This is a genomic window from Bradyrhizobium sp. MI1.3, assembly GCF_055811695.1.
In genome coordinates, this window is the sequence record NZ_JBVVPQ010000032.1 from 73,159 (window position 1) to 88,158 (window position 15,000).

The 15,000-nt window shown below is 62.0% G+C and carries 11 protein-coding genes; 7 read left to right on the top strand and 4 right to left on the bottom strand.

The features are described 5' to 3' along the window. The first annotated feature begins 152 nt into the window (after positions 1-152). Positions 153-707 (top strand): flavodoxin family protein, encoded by a 555-nt coding sequence (locus AC0L3A_RS23100; RefSeq protein ID WP_473255257.1) that lies wholly within the window; start codon positions 153-155, stop codon positions 705-707. 318 nt (positions 708-1,025) lie between these two features. Here the strand turns inward: AC0L3A_RS23100 and AC0L3A_RS23105 are convergent, their stop codons facing one another. Beyond that, positions 1,026-1,265 (bottom strand): hypothetical protein, encoded by a 240-nt coding sequence (locus tag AC0L3A_RS23105; protein ID WP_007603303.1) that lies wholly within the window; start codon positions 1,263-1,265, stop codon positions 1,026-1,028. A gap of 226 nt (positions 1,266-1,491) precedes the next feature. Between AC0L3A_RS23105 and topA the strand changes: the two genes are divergently transcribed. The 6 genes from topA (at position 1,492) to rpmG (ending at position 9,603) form a co-directional block, all read left to right on the top strand. Further along, positions 1,492-4,236, top strand: coding sequence for a type I DNA topoisomerase (topA, locus tag AC0L3A_RS23110; protein WP_219684940.1), 2,745 nt, complete (start codon positions 1,492-1,494; stop codon positions 4,234-4,236). A 7-nt stretch (positions 4,237-4,243) separates the two neighbouring features. Next, positions 4,244-6,595 carry a ribonuclease R gene (rnr, locus tag AC0L3A_RS23115; protein WP_007603300.1) on the top strand — a complete coding sequence of 784 codons (2,352 nt, stop codon included), beginning with the start codon at positions 4,244-4,246 and terminating at the stop codon, positions 6,593-6,595. Then, complete coding sequence (locus AC0L3A_RS23120) at positions 6,589-7,023, top strand: DUF983 domain-containing protein (RefSeq protein ID WP_007603299.1); 435 nt, start codon at positions 6,589-6,591, stop codon at positions 7,021-7,023. The genes rnr and AC0L3A_RS23120 overlap by 7 nt, the downstream gene beginning before the upstream one ends. A gap of 32 nt (positions 7,024-7,055) precedes the next feature. Beyond that, entirely contained in the window at positions 7,056-7,802 is a 747-nt protein-coding gene (locus tag AC0L3A_RS23125; protein ID WP_007603298.1) for an NUDIX hydrolase, read from the top strand. Positions 7,803-7,985: 183 nt separating this feature from the next. Continuing rightward, complete coding sequence (locus AC0L3A_RS23130; RefSeq protein WP_473255258.1) at positions 7,986-9,311, top strand: LLM class flavin-dependent oxidoreductase; 1,326 nt, start codon at positions 7,986-7,988, stop codon at positions 9,309-9,311. Positions 9,312-9,435: 124 nt separating this feature from the next. Further along, on the top strand, positions 9,436-9,603 hold the full coding sequence (gene rpmG / locus AC0L3A_RS23135; RefSeq protein WP_007603295.1) for a 50S ribosomal protein L33: 168 nt from the start codon (positions 9,436-9,438) through the stop codon (positions 9,601-9,603). A 1,065-nt stretch (positions 9,604-10,668) separates the two neighbouring features. Here the strand turns inward: rpmG and AC0L3A_RS23140 are convergent. From AC0L3A_RS23140 to AC0L3A_RS23150, 3 genes are all read right to left on the bottom strand, one after another. Continuing rightward, positions 10,669-11,103: a YybH family protein gene (locus AC0L3A_RS23140; RefSeq protein ID WP_473255259.1), complete on the bottom strand. Its 435-nt coding sequence runs from the start codon at positions 11,101-11,103 to the stop codon at positions 10,669-10,671. A gap of 99 nt (positions 11,104-11,202) precedes the next feature. Continuing rightward, complete coding sequence (gene plsY / locus AC0L3A_RS23145; protein WP_473255260.1) at positions 11,203-11,886, bottom strand: glycerol-3-phosphate 1-O-acyltransferase PlsY; 684 nt, start codon at positions 11,884-11,886, stop codon at positions 11,203-11,205. A gap of 743 nt (positions 11,887-12,629) precedes the next feature. Beyond that, positions 12,630-14,270: an autotransporter outer membrane beta-barrel domain-containing protein gene (locus AC0L3A_RS23150; protein ID WP_473255261.1), complete on the bottom strand. Its 1,641-nt coding sequence runs from the start codon at positions 14,268-14,270 to the stop codon at positions 12,630-12,632. Positions 14,271-15,000: the final 730 nt, after the last annotated feature.

The following is a 15,000-nucleotide window of genomic DNA, read 5'->3' on the forward strand; positions in this document are numbered from 1 at the left end:
CCCCTCCTGCCCGCCCCCCCAAAAAAACCCCCCCCCCCCCCGCGTCAACCCCTGGGGTTGGGGGCGCTACGCTCGCAATGACGGCGTGGCGGGACTTGTACAAGACATCGACAGCGTCAAAGATGGCGAGGTCCCACCAAAGTGGCACCACCATGCCCCTGCTCGCCATCGTCTATTTTTCCATCTCAGGCACCACCGAGAAGCTGGCGCATGCGGTTGCGCGCGGAGCGGATGGCAAGGCGGAGGTCTCGCTATGTCGCATCACCGGCGGCGACATCGTGTCAGGCCGCTTCCAGAATGAGAGCTTACTGGAGACCATCGACCACGCCGACGCAGTTGCATTTGGCAGCCCGACCTATATGGGCGGACCAGCCGCTCAGTTCAAAGCGTTTGCCGATGCTTCAAGTGATCGATGGAGCCGCCAGCAATGGGCCAACAAGATCGCAGCCGGATTCACGACGGGCGCATGCGCTGGCGGCGATCAACTCCACACACTGACCTACTTTTCCATTCTGGCCGCGCAGCACGGCATGCTCTGGTGCGGACTGGATATTCCGGGTGGGGAGGATCCGAGTGGCCGCAATCGGTTGGGCAGCCAGCTTGGCCTTGCGACGCATCTGGTCGACAGCGTCTTGCCTCAGACCGACCTCAGCACGGCCGAATATCTCGGTCAGCGATTGGCCAAAATGGCAAGCCGCAACGGCTAACCTCACCCGTCATTGCGAGCGTAGCGCCTATCAGGCGCATGTGCTGACGGAAAGGTCCGCGGTAGCTTCCCGACGCGGATACCACGCTGAAGCCGCGGCCGCCGCCGCGGGGGCGGTCAGCGGGTGCGCGCCATCTCTCCAACGTCGTCCTGGCGAAAGCCAGGACCCATTATCCCAAGCAGGAGTTTGGCGAAGACTCGTCACCGGGAATTCGCACCGCACTCAGGTCGATAGACCTCGCGGTATGGGTCCTGGCTTTCGCCAGGACGACTCCGGAGGGAGAGAGACAGCGTAATCGATTCCGCTCGGCATCCCCCCTCACGACAGCTTGCGCTTGCTCCGCAGCCGCAGATGCTCGTCGGCCTCCAGCTTGGTCATTCCCAGGAGATAGTGCAGCACGTCGAGCTTGTGCCGCTCGGCCAGCTTCCGCAGCGCCCCGACCTGCTCGGCGATGAAGGCGACCGCCTCCTCGACGCCGCCCTCCCCCGGTTCCTCGTGACGCGAGCCTCCCGCCGCGCGCGATGCGGCGCCCGCCCGTTTCTTTCCTGGCTTAGTCACCAGCCCCCACCCGAATCCATGCCCCTAGAAACATTACGCCGACATCGGCCGCAACTCAAAGGTGGTATTTTGCAACTTTCTCGATATGAAACTTTTCCCATCGGGATAGCTTTCAACACCCCTCGATTTGACAGCGAGGGCCTCACCACCCATGTTCGGGACGAAAGGGCCGACCCGAATCTCATCGAATTCGGCCCCAAATTTCCCCATAAGTTACTGGAACTACATGAATATCGTCATTGTGGAGTCGCCGGCGAAAGCCAAGACGATCAACAAGTATTTGGGCTCGTCCTACGAGGTTCTGGCCTCGTTCGGCCATGTCCGGGACTTGCCGGCGAAGAACGGCTCCGTCGATCCCGACGCCAATTTCAAGATGATCTGGGAGATCGATCCCAAGGCGGCCGGCCGGCTCAACGACATTGCCAAGTCCCTCAAGAACGCCGATCGCCTGATTCTCGCCACCGACCCTGATCGCGAGGGCGAGGCCATCTCCTGGCACGTGCTGGAGGTCTTGAAAGAGAAGCGCGCGCTCAAGGACCACAAGATCGAGCGCGTGGTGTTCAACGCCATCACCAAGCAGGCGGTCACGGACGCCATGAAGCATCCGCGCCAGATCGACGGTGCGCTGGTCGACGCCTATATGGCGCGCCGCGCGCTGGACTATCTGGTCGGCTTCACCCTCTCCCCCGTGCTGTGGCGCAAGCTGCCGGGCGCCCGCTCGGCGGGCCGCGTGCAGTCGGTGGCGCTGCGGCTGGTCTGCGACCGCGAGCTCGAGATCGAAAAGTTCGTTGCGCGCGAATACTGGTCGCTGATCGCGACCCTGCTGACGCCGCGCGGCGACGCCTTCGAGGCACGTCTGGTCGGCGCCGACGGCAAGAAGATCCAGCGGCTCGACATCGGCACCGGCGCGGAAGCCGAAGACTTCAAGAAGGCGCTGGAAGCCGCCAGCTACGCCGTGACCACGGTCGATGCCAAGCCGGCCCGGCGCAATCCGCAGGCGCCCTTCACCACCTCGACGCTGCAGCAGGAAGCCAGCCGCAAATACGGGTTTGCGCCGGCGCATACCATGCGCATCGCGCAGCGGCTCTATGAAGGCATCGACATCGGCGGCGAGACCACCGGACTCATTACTTATATGCGTACCGACGGCGTGCAGATCGATCCGTCCGCGATCACCCAGGCCCGCAAGGTGATCGGCGAGGATTACGGCAACGCCTATGTGCCGGACGCGCCGCGTCAGTACCAGGCCAAGGCCAAGAACGCCCAGGAAGCCCACGAAGCGATCCGGCCGACCGACATGTCGCGCCGCCCCGACAGCATGAGCCGCAAGCTCGAGTCCGACCAGGCGAGACTCTATGAACTGATCTGGAAGCGCACCATCGCGAGCCAGATGGAATCGGCCGAGCTGGAACGCACCACGGTCGACATCACGGCGAAGGTTGGCGGCCGCACGCTGGACCTGCGCGCCACCGGCCAGGTCGTCAAGTTCGACGGCTTCCTCGCACTTTATCAGGAAGGCCGCGACGACGAGGAGGACGAGGACTCCCGCCGCCTGCCCGCGATGAGCCCCAACGACGCGCTGAAGCGGCAGTCGCTCGCCGTCACCCAGCACTTCACCGAGCCGCCGCCGCGCTTCTCCGAGGCCTCGCTGGTCAAGCGCATGGAAGAGCTCGGCATCGGCCGGCCCTCCACCTATGCCTCGATCCTCCAGGTCCTCAAGGACCGCGGCTACGTCAAGCTCGAGAAGAAGCGCCTGCACGGCGAGGACAAGGGCCGCGTCGTGGTCGCCTTCCTCGAAAGCTTCTTTGCCCGCTATGTCGAATACGACTTCACTGCCAATCTGGAAGAGCAGCTCGACCGCGTCTCCAACAACGAGATTTCCTGGCAGCAGGTGCTGAAGGATTTCTGGACCGGCTTCATCGGCGCGGTCGACGAGATCAAGGATCTGCGCGTAGCCCAGGTGCTCGACGTGCTCGACGAGATGCTGGGCCAGCACATCTATCCGGCGCGCACCGATGGCGGCGACATCAGGCAATGCCCGAGCTGCGGCAACGGACGGCTGAATCTGAAGGCCGGCAAGTTCGGCGCCTTCGTCGGCTGCTCGAACTATCCGGAATGCCGTTACACCCGTCAGCTCGCCGCCGACGGCGAGGCCACGGCCGATCGTTCGCTCGGCCAGGACCCTGATACGGGTCGCGATGTCTGGGTCAAGGCCGGCCGGTTCGGTCCCTACATCCAGCTCGGCGAACAGAAGGATTATGCGGAGGGCGAGAAGCCGAAGCGCGCGGGCATTCCGAAGGGGACTTCCCCTGGAGATGTCGAGCTCGACCTTGCGCTCAAGCTGCTGTCGCTGCCACGCGAGATCGGCAAGCACCCGGAAACGGGTGAGCCCATCACCGCGGGTCTCGGCCGCTTCGGGCCGTTCGTGAAGCACGAGAAGACCTATGCCAGCCTCGAGGCCGGCGACGAAGTGTTCGACATCGGCATCAACCGGGCGGTGACGCTGATCGCGGAGAAGATCGCCAAGGGCCCGAGCCGCCGCTTCGGCGCCGATCCCGGCAAGGCGATCGGCGATCATCCCAGCCTCGGCACCGTCACGGTGAAGGGCGGCCGCTACGGCGCCTATGTCACGGCGGGCGGCGTCAACGCGACGATCCCGAGCGACATCGAGAAAGACGCCATCACGCTGCCGCAGGCGATCGCGCTGATCGACGAGCGCGCGGCCAAGGGCGGCGGCAAGAAGCCGAAGAAGGCGGCCAAGCCCGCCAAGGCCAAGAAGGCTGCGGCGAAGGCCGCCGACGGCGATGACGCCGCGCCAAAAACCAAAAAGCCGGCCGCGAAGAAGGCGGCCAAACCCAAATCCGAATCCACCAGCAAGGCGCGCGCCGCCGTGTCGTCGACGGCCAAAACGTCGCCGACCAAGGCAGCTGGCGCCAAAGCTCCGGCCAAGAAAAGTGCCGGCACCAAATAGAGGTTAAGTGAAACGCAAGAATGACCGTGGCTTTCCCGACAGGGCAGCCATCGTCGCCTTCATCAAGGCAAATCCCGGAAAGGTCGGAACCCGCGAAATTGCGCGCGAGTTCGGCCTGAAGAACGCCGACCGCATCGAGCTCAAGCGCATGCTGCGCGAGCTCGCCGACGACGGGCTCGTCAAGAAAAAGCGCCATACGATTTCAGAGCCGGACAGCCTGCCGCCGACGCTGGTCGCCGACATCACCGGCCGCGACGCCGACGGCGAGCTGGTCGCCTCCCCCACCGAATGGGACGAGGTCGAAAGCGGCGAACCGCCAAAGATCCTCATCACGATGCCGCGCCGGCCCAAGCCCGGCACCGCGGCCGGCGTCGGCGATCGCGCGCTGCTGCGCGTCGAGCGCTCCGATGAGACCGAAGGCCCGGCCTACCGCGGCCACATCATCAAGGTCTTCGACAAGACCAAGAGCCGCATCCTCGGCGTCTTCCGCAGCCTGCCCGAAGGCGGCGGACGGATCATCCCGGTCGACAAGAAGTCCGCCGACCGCGAGCTGAACATCGCCGCGACCGAGACGCACGGCGCGCAGGACGGCGATCTCGTCAGCGTCGACATCATCCGCTCGCGCGGCTTTGGGCTGGCGTCGGGCCGCGTCAAGGAGAAGCTCGGCTCGGTCAAGTCGGAGAAGGCGATCAGCCTGATCGCGATCTACGCGCACGACATCCCGCTGCAATTCCGCCCCGCGGCGGAGCGCGAGGCCGAAGCGGCGGAGCCGGCCAATTTGAAGGGGCGCGAGGACTGGCGCGACGTCCCGCTGGTCACCATCGATCCGCCGGATGCCAAGGATCACGACGACGCGGTGCACGCGCAGCCGGATCCTGATCCCAACAACAAGGGCGGCTTCATCGTCGATGTCGCCATCGCCGATGTGAGCTTCTACGTGCGACCGGGCACCGCGCTTGACCGCGACGCGCTCGACCGCGGCAACTCGGTCTATTTCCCCGACCGCGTCGTGCCGATGCTGCCCGAGCGCATCTCCAACGATCTGTGCTCGCTGGTGCCGGGCGAGCCGCGCGGCGCACTCGCGGTGCGGATGATCATTGCGCCCGACGGGCGCAAACGCTCGCACAGCTTCCACCGCATCCTGATGCGCTCCGCAGCCAAGCTGAGCTACGCCCAGGCGCAGGCCGCGATCGATGGGAGGCCGGACGACACCACCGGCCCCCTGCTCGATCCGATCCTGCGGCCGCTTTATGCGGCCTATGCCTGCGTCAAGCGCGCGCGAGACGAGCGCGATCCGCTCAATCTCGATCTGCCCGAGCGCAAGATCCTGTTGAAGAGCGACGGCACGGTCGACCGCGTCGTCGTGCCCGACAGGCTCGACGCGCACAAATTGATCGAGGAGTTCATGATCCTCGCCAATGTCGCGGCAGCCGAGATGCTCGAGAAGAAATCGCTGCCGCTGATCTACCGCGTGCATGACGAGCCGACCCTGGAAAAGGTCCACGCGCTCGCGGAATTCCTGGAGACGCTGGACGTTCCCTTCGCGAAATCAGGCGCGTTGCGCCCCGCTCTGTTCAACCGCGTGCTGGCGCAGCTCGAAGGCCACGACCATTTTCCGCTGGTCAGCGAGGTCGTGCTGCGCGCCCAGGCACAGGCCGAATACTCCTCGGAGAATTACGGTCATTTCGGCCTGAACCTGCGCCGTTATGCGCATTTCACCTCGCCGATCCGCCGCTATGCCGACCTCGTCGTGCACCGTGCGCTGGTTCGCGCGCTCGGTCTCGGCGAAGGCGCGCTGCCCGACACCGAGACGCCGGAAACGTTGAGCGAAGTCGCAGCCCACATCTCGGTCACCGAGCGGCGCGCGATGAAAGCGGAGCGCGAGACCGTCGACCGCCTGATCGCCCATCACCTCGCCGACCGCATCGGTTCGAGCTTCCAGGGTCGCGTCTCCGGCGTCACGCGCGCCGGCCTGTTCGTCAAGCTCGCTGAGACCGGCGCCGACGGCCTGATCCCGATCCGATCCCTCGGCACGGAATATTTCAACTATGACGAGGGCCGCCACGCCCTCGTCGGCACGCGCAGCGGCACCATGCATCAGCTCGGTGACGTCGTCGACGTCCGCCTGATCGAAGCAGCTCCCATCGCAGGCGCCCTGCGCTTCGAGCTGCTGTCATCGACGGGTGAGACCGCGCCGCGGCACCGCAGGTCCTCCGGTCCGCAACGCCGCCCCTCGTTCAAGGCGCATCCGGGGCGCAGTCCCGACAAGAAGCGCAAGCCGGACAAGCCGAAGCCCGGCAAAGGGAAAAAGACCAAGGGAAAAAGCAAGGGCAAGGGTCAGAAGGGCAAGGCATGGTGAGCACAGCCCCGAAGATCTGGACCCGCGAGACCGGCCTCGTCGAGAAGCGCGACGTCTTTGCTGCGATAAGGCGCGGCTTTCGCGGCCGCTGCCCGCGCTGCGGCGAAGGAAAGCTGTTCCGCGCCTTCCTGAAGACCGCAGACAATTGCGCGGTCTGCGGCCTCGATTTTACGCCGCACCGGGCCGACGATCTGCCCGCCTATCTCGTCATTGTCATCGTCGGCCATATCGTGGTGCCCAGCATCCTCTGGATCGAGACCAATTACACCACGCCGGTCTGGATCAGCTTCGCGGCCTATCTGCCCTTCACCTTCGTCGCCTCGCTGGCGCTGCTGCAGCCGGTGAAGGGAGCCGTGGTCGGATTGCAATGGGCCCTGCGCATGCACGGGTTTGACGAGAACCCGACGGATGGTATTCCGCCGGTGTAAGCAAAATAAGCAAAAGTGGTTTGGGTGAGGACATGACGGATACGGCGCAGGCGGAAAAGGCGAAGATCCACGAGGGCAAGGAAGCCGACCATCATCCCTATTTCCGCCCGCGGGATGCGGCGACACTGATCCTGGTCGACCGCAGCGGAGCCATTCCAAAGGTCCTGGTCGGCAAGCGCCACGACAAGGTGGTGTTCATGCCCGGAAAATTCGTTTTCCCCGGCGGCCGCGTCGACAAGGACGATTTTCGCGTGCCGTGCGCGGCGCCTGTAACCGCCGAGCTGGAAGCCAATCTCGCCAAGGGCAGTCCGAAGACGCCGGCCTCGCGCGCCAAGTCGCTGGCGATTGCCGCGATCCGCGAGGCCTGCGAGGAAACCGGCCTCTGCCTGGGACGCAAGGCCGAGGGCAAGGCGAAACTGGAAGGCGCCTGGAAGCCGTTCGCGGATGCGGGCCTGTTGCCCGATCCCTCTAGCCTGTTCCTGATCGCGCGCGCGATCACCCCGCCCGGCCGCGTCAAGCGGTTCGACACGCGCTTCTTCACGGCGGACGCCTCCGCGATCACCCATCGCGTCGACGGCGTGATCCATGCCGATGCCGAGCTTGTCGAATTGGTCTGGGTCGAGCTCGGCTCAAAGCCGCTCGCCGATCTGCATCCGATGACGCGCAATGTGCTCAACGAGCTCGACGCGCGCCTTGCCGCCGGCCCGCTCCGCCATGATGCGCCGGTGCCGTTCTTCCATTTCTACGGCGGCAAGATGCAGAAGGATATTTTGAGCTGACTGGCCGCGCGGGCCCACGTCTCTCCTCCGTCATTCCGGGACGCGCGTAGCGGCGAACCCGGAATGACGCGAATGTGCTGAGCGCGCATCGAAAAACAAAATAATCTTCCCGCCTCCCCCGATGGCGGAGTTCCTGGGCATGCCTATGTCTTCCGGAACGACACCAAGAACGGACACCGGGCGATGGCACAACGGCAACTCAAGCTTGGCGCGTTCATGCGCCCGATCAGCATCCACACCGGCGCCTGGCGCTATCCCGGGGCCTGGCCGGACGCCAATTTCAACTTCGGCCACATCAAGACGCTGATCCAGAAGCTCGAGGCCGGCAAGTTCGACGCCTTCTTCATGGCCGATCACCTCGCCGTGCTGAACATGCCGGTCAATGCGCTGAAGCGCAGCCACACGGTCACCTCGTTCGAACCGTTCACGCTGTTGTCGGCGCTCTCCGCCGTCACCGAGCGGATCGGCCTGATCGCGACGGGCTCGACCACGTTCGACGAGCCCTATCACGTCGCGCGGCGCTTCGCCTCGCTCGACCATCTCAGCGGCGGGCGTGCGGGCTGGAACATCGTCACCACCTCGAACCCGGATGCGGCGCTGAATTTCGGCCTCGACGACCACATGGAGCACGCCGAGCGCTACAAGCGCGCCCGCGAGTTCTACGACGTTGTCACCGGCCTGTGGGATTCCTTTGCCGACGACGCCTTCGTCCGCGATGTCGACAGCGGCGTGTTCGTCGATCCCGCCAAGATGCATGTGCTCGACCATCACGGCAAATATCTGAAAGTGCGCGGTCCCCTCAACATCGCCCGCCCCGTCCAGGGCTGGCCGGTGATCGTGCAGGCCGGCGCCTCCGAGGATGGCAGGCAGCTCGCCGCCGAGACCGCGGAAGCCGTCTTCACCGGCGGCGGCAGTCTTGCCGACAGCCAGAAACTCTATGCCGACATCAAGGGCCGCATGGAGAAGGCCGGCCGCGATCCCGAACACCTCAAGATCCTGCCCGGCGCCTTCGTCGTGGTCGGCGACAGCGTCGACGAGGCCAGGGAGAAGCGCGCGCTGCTCGACAGCCGCGTGCATTACGACAGCGCCATCGCCTCGCTCTCGGTCATCCTCGGCACCGATGCCTCCGGCTTCGATCCGGATGGACCGCTTCCCGAAATTCCCGAGACCAACGCCAGCAAGAGCGGCCGCCAGCGCATGGTTGACCTCGCCGCTCGCGACAAGCTCACGGTGCGCCAGCTCGCCCAACGCGTCGGCGGCTATGGCGGGCTATCCTTCGTCGGCACGGCCAAAACCATCGCCGACCAGATGGAGGAATGGCTGGTCGGGCGCGGCTCCGACGGCTTCAACATCATGTTCCCGTTCCTGCCCGCCGGCCTCGACGATTTCGTCGACAAGGTGGTCCCGGAGCTCCAGCGCCGCGGGATTTTCCGGAAAGAGTACGAAGGGCCCACTTTGAGAGAGAATCTGGGCCTGCCGCGGCCGAAAAACCGGTTCTTCGAGGCCTGATTGGCCCGATTTGAGTGCTTTTCGAGCCCTAAAATCTTGACATCAGGCGGTTTCTGGCTAGGTTGCCGGCCAACGCGGGCCATTTGGCCGGCTCCAGATTCCCTTCATTCCTGAGGTACTGAACATGGCCAAAGCGGTCACCATCAAGGTCAAGCTCGTGTCCTCGGCCGACACCGGCTTCTACTACGTCGCCAAGAAGAATTCGCGCACCATGACCGACAAGCTGGTCAAGAAGAAGTACGATCCCGTCGCGCGCAAGCACGTCGAATTCCGCGAAGCCAAGATCAAGTAAGCAAGATCGCGGAACGTAGAAGACTTTTGCGGGGCCCTTTCGGGCCCCGTTTTATTTTGGCCCCTCTCTCGTGTCCCGGACGCGCAGCAGCGCCCCGTGGACGTGACGCTGCGCTGCGACCGGGGCACGAGAGCTGAGCTCGGCGCAGCGAGTCATCGCCAGTTATTCTATCAACCCTCGGTTGCCCGCCTCCAAATGTATGTTACCGTGCACTTGCCGGGCGGAATGTCCGTCCCGGCTTTGGAAGGACATGGTCATGAGATTCTCATCAAGCCTTGTCGTGCCTTCAGCCGTCGCTGCCTTGTCGACCGTCTTGCTGTGCGCGCCGGCAGCGTCGCAAATCCCAACCGGCTCCGCCGCCACGATTCCCCCCGTCACGGTCGACGCGCCGAAACAGGTGGCAAGGCCGCATCTGTCGGAGCGGGGAGTAAACACAATTGCGCCGCGTCGGACTGTATCAACAGCTCGAACGCCAACCGCGCGCACGCCTTCCTATGCGCCGGGTTCTGTGATGGGGAGGATTGCCAGCCTGGAGAAAGTCGCCAGCAGCTGCAACGGCGGCTGTGCATCAAGCTTCCGGCACGGCAACGAGCCCTGGATTGGATGCAGCGAGTCGGGCGGTAACGTGAACTATGGACCTTTCTCGCCAACGTGCCGAGACACCATCACCCATACATCCTACGAGAATTGCGTCGAGACGAAGGTGTTCCTGGGCGAGTTTCGAAACAGAGCTCACTGGTTTTGCAGCAGCCTGCAGGCCGGCAACAGGTTCAAGGTCGCCGATCTCAAGCGGTCAGGACGCACGCGTTAGTCCATGCCGTCCGCCGGCTTTCTGGCGCAGTTGAACTTAGGCCTGCTGTCGTAAGCTCGCGGACGTCACGGACCTTGACGGGGCCTTTTCTGGTCCCGTCTTGAGCGCGCGCGTGTCCCGGGCGCGCTGCAACGCGCAAGCGTTGCTGCGCAGAACCGGGACCCAGAAAGCAACACAACAGAACGCCGAGACATGGGCCCCGGCTCTGTCGCCTCCGCTATGCGCTCCCGCTTCTGCCGATCACCGCGAGACGATCAGGGCGCCGCAACTGCAACCGTTTCTTCGATGATCCTCACTGGTCCATTTTCGCTGGTGAGTATGGATGAGTAATAACCGTGAAACGGACGGTCTCCTACTTTGGCCTCCCATGTTCCAGCGTTGAGGACGAAGCCGCCTTCGGTGCGAGAGAGGGTTCTTTGAACCGAATAGTCGTGCAGTCCGAGCTTGAGGGCGACGCTGAAGCTCTGGCGAATGGCATCCCTGCCCTGAAAGATCCCGCTGGGTGTCACCCGCACAGCGTTCTCCGTAAATGTTGCGGCCATACTGTCGAGGTCACCGCGATTGTACGCTTCTGAAAAATGCTTGTGCATCTCGTCCATGGCGGCAGCGTCAAGCGTCTCTCCCGCAATCGTCATGCGCGGAATGGCGAGCAGCAGGCAGAGGATAAAACTCGCTGACCTCAATGCCATGTTGTTACCTCCGTTGAGTTCACTTTTGTGAATTGATTATCGCTACGGTCCGTTCGACACCGAGCGTTGCGGCACCTCAATAAGTGGCCCAGTCCCGTGCTAAACTTGCGCCTCCGCTTTCGCACTCTGGCCATTTCGAACCAGGCGCGGCTCCGTTCCCGCCAAAAGTCTTTGGATGTTCGCACGATGGCGGATGATCACATAGAGGCCGCCTCCGATCACCAGAAACCGGTACGGCAATGGGTGCTCGACCGCGCAGACAAGAACGATTGCCGTCAACGCCGCGAGCATCGAGCTCAAGGAAACGATCCGGGTGATAGCCAGCACGAAGCAAAAGGCGGCTGCAGCTCCCAATCCAACGGGCCAGGACATCGCCAGCAACATACCGAGTCCGGCGGCAGCCGACTTGCCGCCCGTGAAGTTCAGCCAGATCGATCGGCTATGTCCCAACAGCACGGCAATTCCAGCCAGACAAACAGCCCACGGCACCCAGAGCTGCAGATCAGAAGCTGTCGGCGACGGGGATAATTCTGCATAGAGCCAGGGACAGAACGAGCGCGCAACGATGATGGCACCCAGGCCCTTCAGCACATCGCCGACGAGCACGAACAAGGCAGGCCATTTGCCGAGAGTGCGCAAGACATTCGTTGCCCCGGTGGACTTGGAGCCATGCCTTCGGATGTCGATACCCCTGAGCAGTTTCCCCGCCAGATAGCCCGTGGGGACCGAGCCGAGGAGATAGGCCATCAACAACCCAACCGCGCCCGCTGTCCAAAAAGCCATGGGTCTTAGGTCCAGTTTGAACGCTGTTCTATCCCCGACTTCGTCTGACCGCCATGGGTCACAAGCCGCCGCCGATGCAGGTTCAGGTCGGCGTCCGGATGACCGGCGAGACCGGACTTCGCGGCGGCTCGGGCGTTCTTCGGCTTAAGGCCAAAAGCTCGCCTCGCGCCAATTGCTCAATTTCTCCGAACTTGGTCGAATGGATCTTTAACGAGGCGAGGCTAATTGCGAGAATGGTAGTTAACCCGGGAACGAACGATGAGATGGCTCAGGTGGCAGTTCACGCACAGTGACGTCTTCGTCGTCCTCTTTGCCGTTGTTCTGATATGTGTCTGTACTGTCGTTCTTGTTCGATATCCGTCCGTTCATCAGGCGTCTGGCTTCGGCCGAGATTGGGATTGCAAGAGCGTCCCCAACAGTGAGCCAGTTTGCATCAAGAAAACTAGCCATTAGCTTGACGACTGCTATGGGTCACAAACGGTCCTCCACCGGCTGGGCGCGGCAGGTCAGCTATGGGCCATAAGCGGTCCTGGACCGGTTGCTTGTGGCAGGTCGGCTATGGGTCTTGGCTGCGTGAAAACGCCAGGACGCTTGGCGGCGATAGAACAAGTTATTCGCTGAAGACCATCTTCGCAGTCGAACGCGAAAGTGCATTGAACTTAGAAAGCGAACTGAAGAATGTAATTCTAGCTCGGTTTCGATCTTGGTCGATTCCCACTGGATCGTAGCCGCTCGCGCAACGCCTAGATCAAGAGGTCATGCGGCGCGAAAATGAAATCCTGAGGCCTGAGTGCTTCCTCGCTATGCACCACAAGGTCATTGCCTGAGCTGAGCGTGATCGTGCTTTCATGTGTCGTGGGATCAAACGCTGAGATGGTAACTCCACTGAAGTCCTCGATGCCAAGCGTAGATACATCGATGTGGTCGGTTCCCAAATTCGAGAGACCCTGGCCGAAGTCCTCGATCTTGTCGTGTCCATTATTGAAGTTGAACACGAAAGCATCGTTGCCTCCCTTGGCGTCGCCTAGCATCACCTGAGCGTCACCCCACATGTCGTCGTTTCCGGTGCCGCTAATTAGCTTATCATTGCCGCCACATGCATTGTCCGCCATGGTCTGGGCATCCCCGAACAGGGTGCTGTTAAACGTCCCGATTGCCTGTGCAGCCGTCACATTCAACCCTGTAAGAATGTCGCAGCCCCCGTAAGCACTGTCCGACATAGTTTGGCCGTCGCCAACGAACACGATCGTGCCATGTGCTTGAGCAAAAGAGGGAGGTGCGGCAGTTAACAGGTCATTCCCGCCCTGAGCATTGCCAGACATGCTTTGTGCGTCGCCTACACCTAGACTGCTTCCGCCGGATTGACCGATAACCAATGTGTCGTTGCCGCCGCGAGCGTTGCCGGACATTGTCGATGCATCGCCATAGATTAGAGCGGTGGAATCGGCAGCCCCGCTGAATGTGTCGTCGCCGCCAACGGCCTGGTCGCCGAGGTTGCCGCCCGCGTCCCCATAGAAGAATAGACGGCCATCATTGCCTGCGATGAAGTTGTCATTGCCACCATGCGCGTGGTCCGACAGGCTGCCGCCCGCATCGCCATAGAATGTGCAATCACCCTGCCCGCTGCTGTTGATGACCGTATCGTTGCCACCAATGGCATGGCCGCTCATATTGCTCCCAGCGTCACCGTAGATGACGGCCGTGTTCTGTAAGCCCTTCAGCTTAAAGATGTCATCGCCGGCCAGCGTGTAGTTGGAAATATCTCTGCCTGCGTCGCCATAGAGCATGTAGTTTCCATCGTGATGAAAGCCCTGGCTGAGATCAAGAATATCGTTGCCAGCGACGCCGTGGCCCAAGATGTTGCCGCCCGCATCGCCATACATCACAACCGGCTGATGGGCATCCGATTTGAGCATCCCCACGAACAAAAGTGTATCGTTGCCCCCGGTTGCGTAGCCGGAGATATCGCCTCCAGCATCGCCAAACATACTGATGTTGAACGGCAGATTGCTGACGCTAGCCGTCAGGGTGTCATCGCCGCCGGTCGCATGCCCGGACATGTTACCACCAGCATCACCGTACATACTTAATTTGACAGGAACAAACGACGAGGGATCTGTAGGAGAGACCGTGGCATTTAGACTGTCATTCCCGCCAGCGCCGTAGTCGTAGATATTTCCGACTGCATCTCCGTAAAGAGCGAGCGTCGAGAAGCTACCATCCGCGTTGATGGTGTCATCTCCACCGCGAGCATGATCCAATATGTTCTTCCCGGCATCACCAAACACACCATTGGTTGAACTTGAAAAGCCGGTTAAGACATCATCAATACCGAATTGATGATCGAAAAGATTGCTGTCCGTAATTGGAATACGTTTGACCATGGTTTTCCTCCTTGAAATGACGGAAGCTTATTAGTCAAAGCGTTTATGATTGATCGTCTGTTGAGCTGCACAAGGAATTGCTTCCTGAACAAAAGCATCGGGCTCAACGGCACCTTTCAGAAGACCGTCGATGCCACAACCGGAAAACTGGATGCTGGTCAGGCTATGTCTATTGCGATCACCTAATGGCACTGCACTAAAATTGCCTACAACGTTGCATTCATAGCACCCGACCGTATCTGCGCGCATCACTCGAAGGCGATTAACTCGCATGCTGGCGGAAAATTAAACTCTTTAAACGCAATTAATGCAAATTAAATATGTTCCGTTTGCGAACTGCGATGATAATTTTCACCCCCGGTTGTTCGCTCTTCGCCACTCCCTCAGGGGCAGCTCGATACGCTGGAGTCCGCTGCGGGGCAAAGGCTGCCCTCGGCACCTAATATGACCTTGGTCAACTCACCTCTCGGAAGCGGACCTGGCTGCGCGCGGGGCAGAGGTCGGCCACGAGCCGACATCATTTCGTACGAAAAGGCCGTCACCTGAGACGGCCTCAGTCGTTCCAGATGCGTTCGCCGCATTCGCATTCGAACATGTGGATGAGGTTCCCGGTTTCCATGTTCAGGATCGCGCGAACTAGCACTAGCTGCTTTTCGCAGACACGACATCTCCGGTCCGAACTACTTTCGATTACTGCGATCTTCTCTGCGCGGAGCAGATCCATATTAAA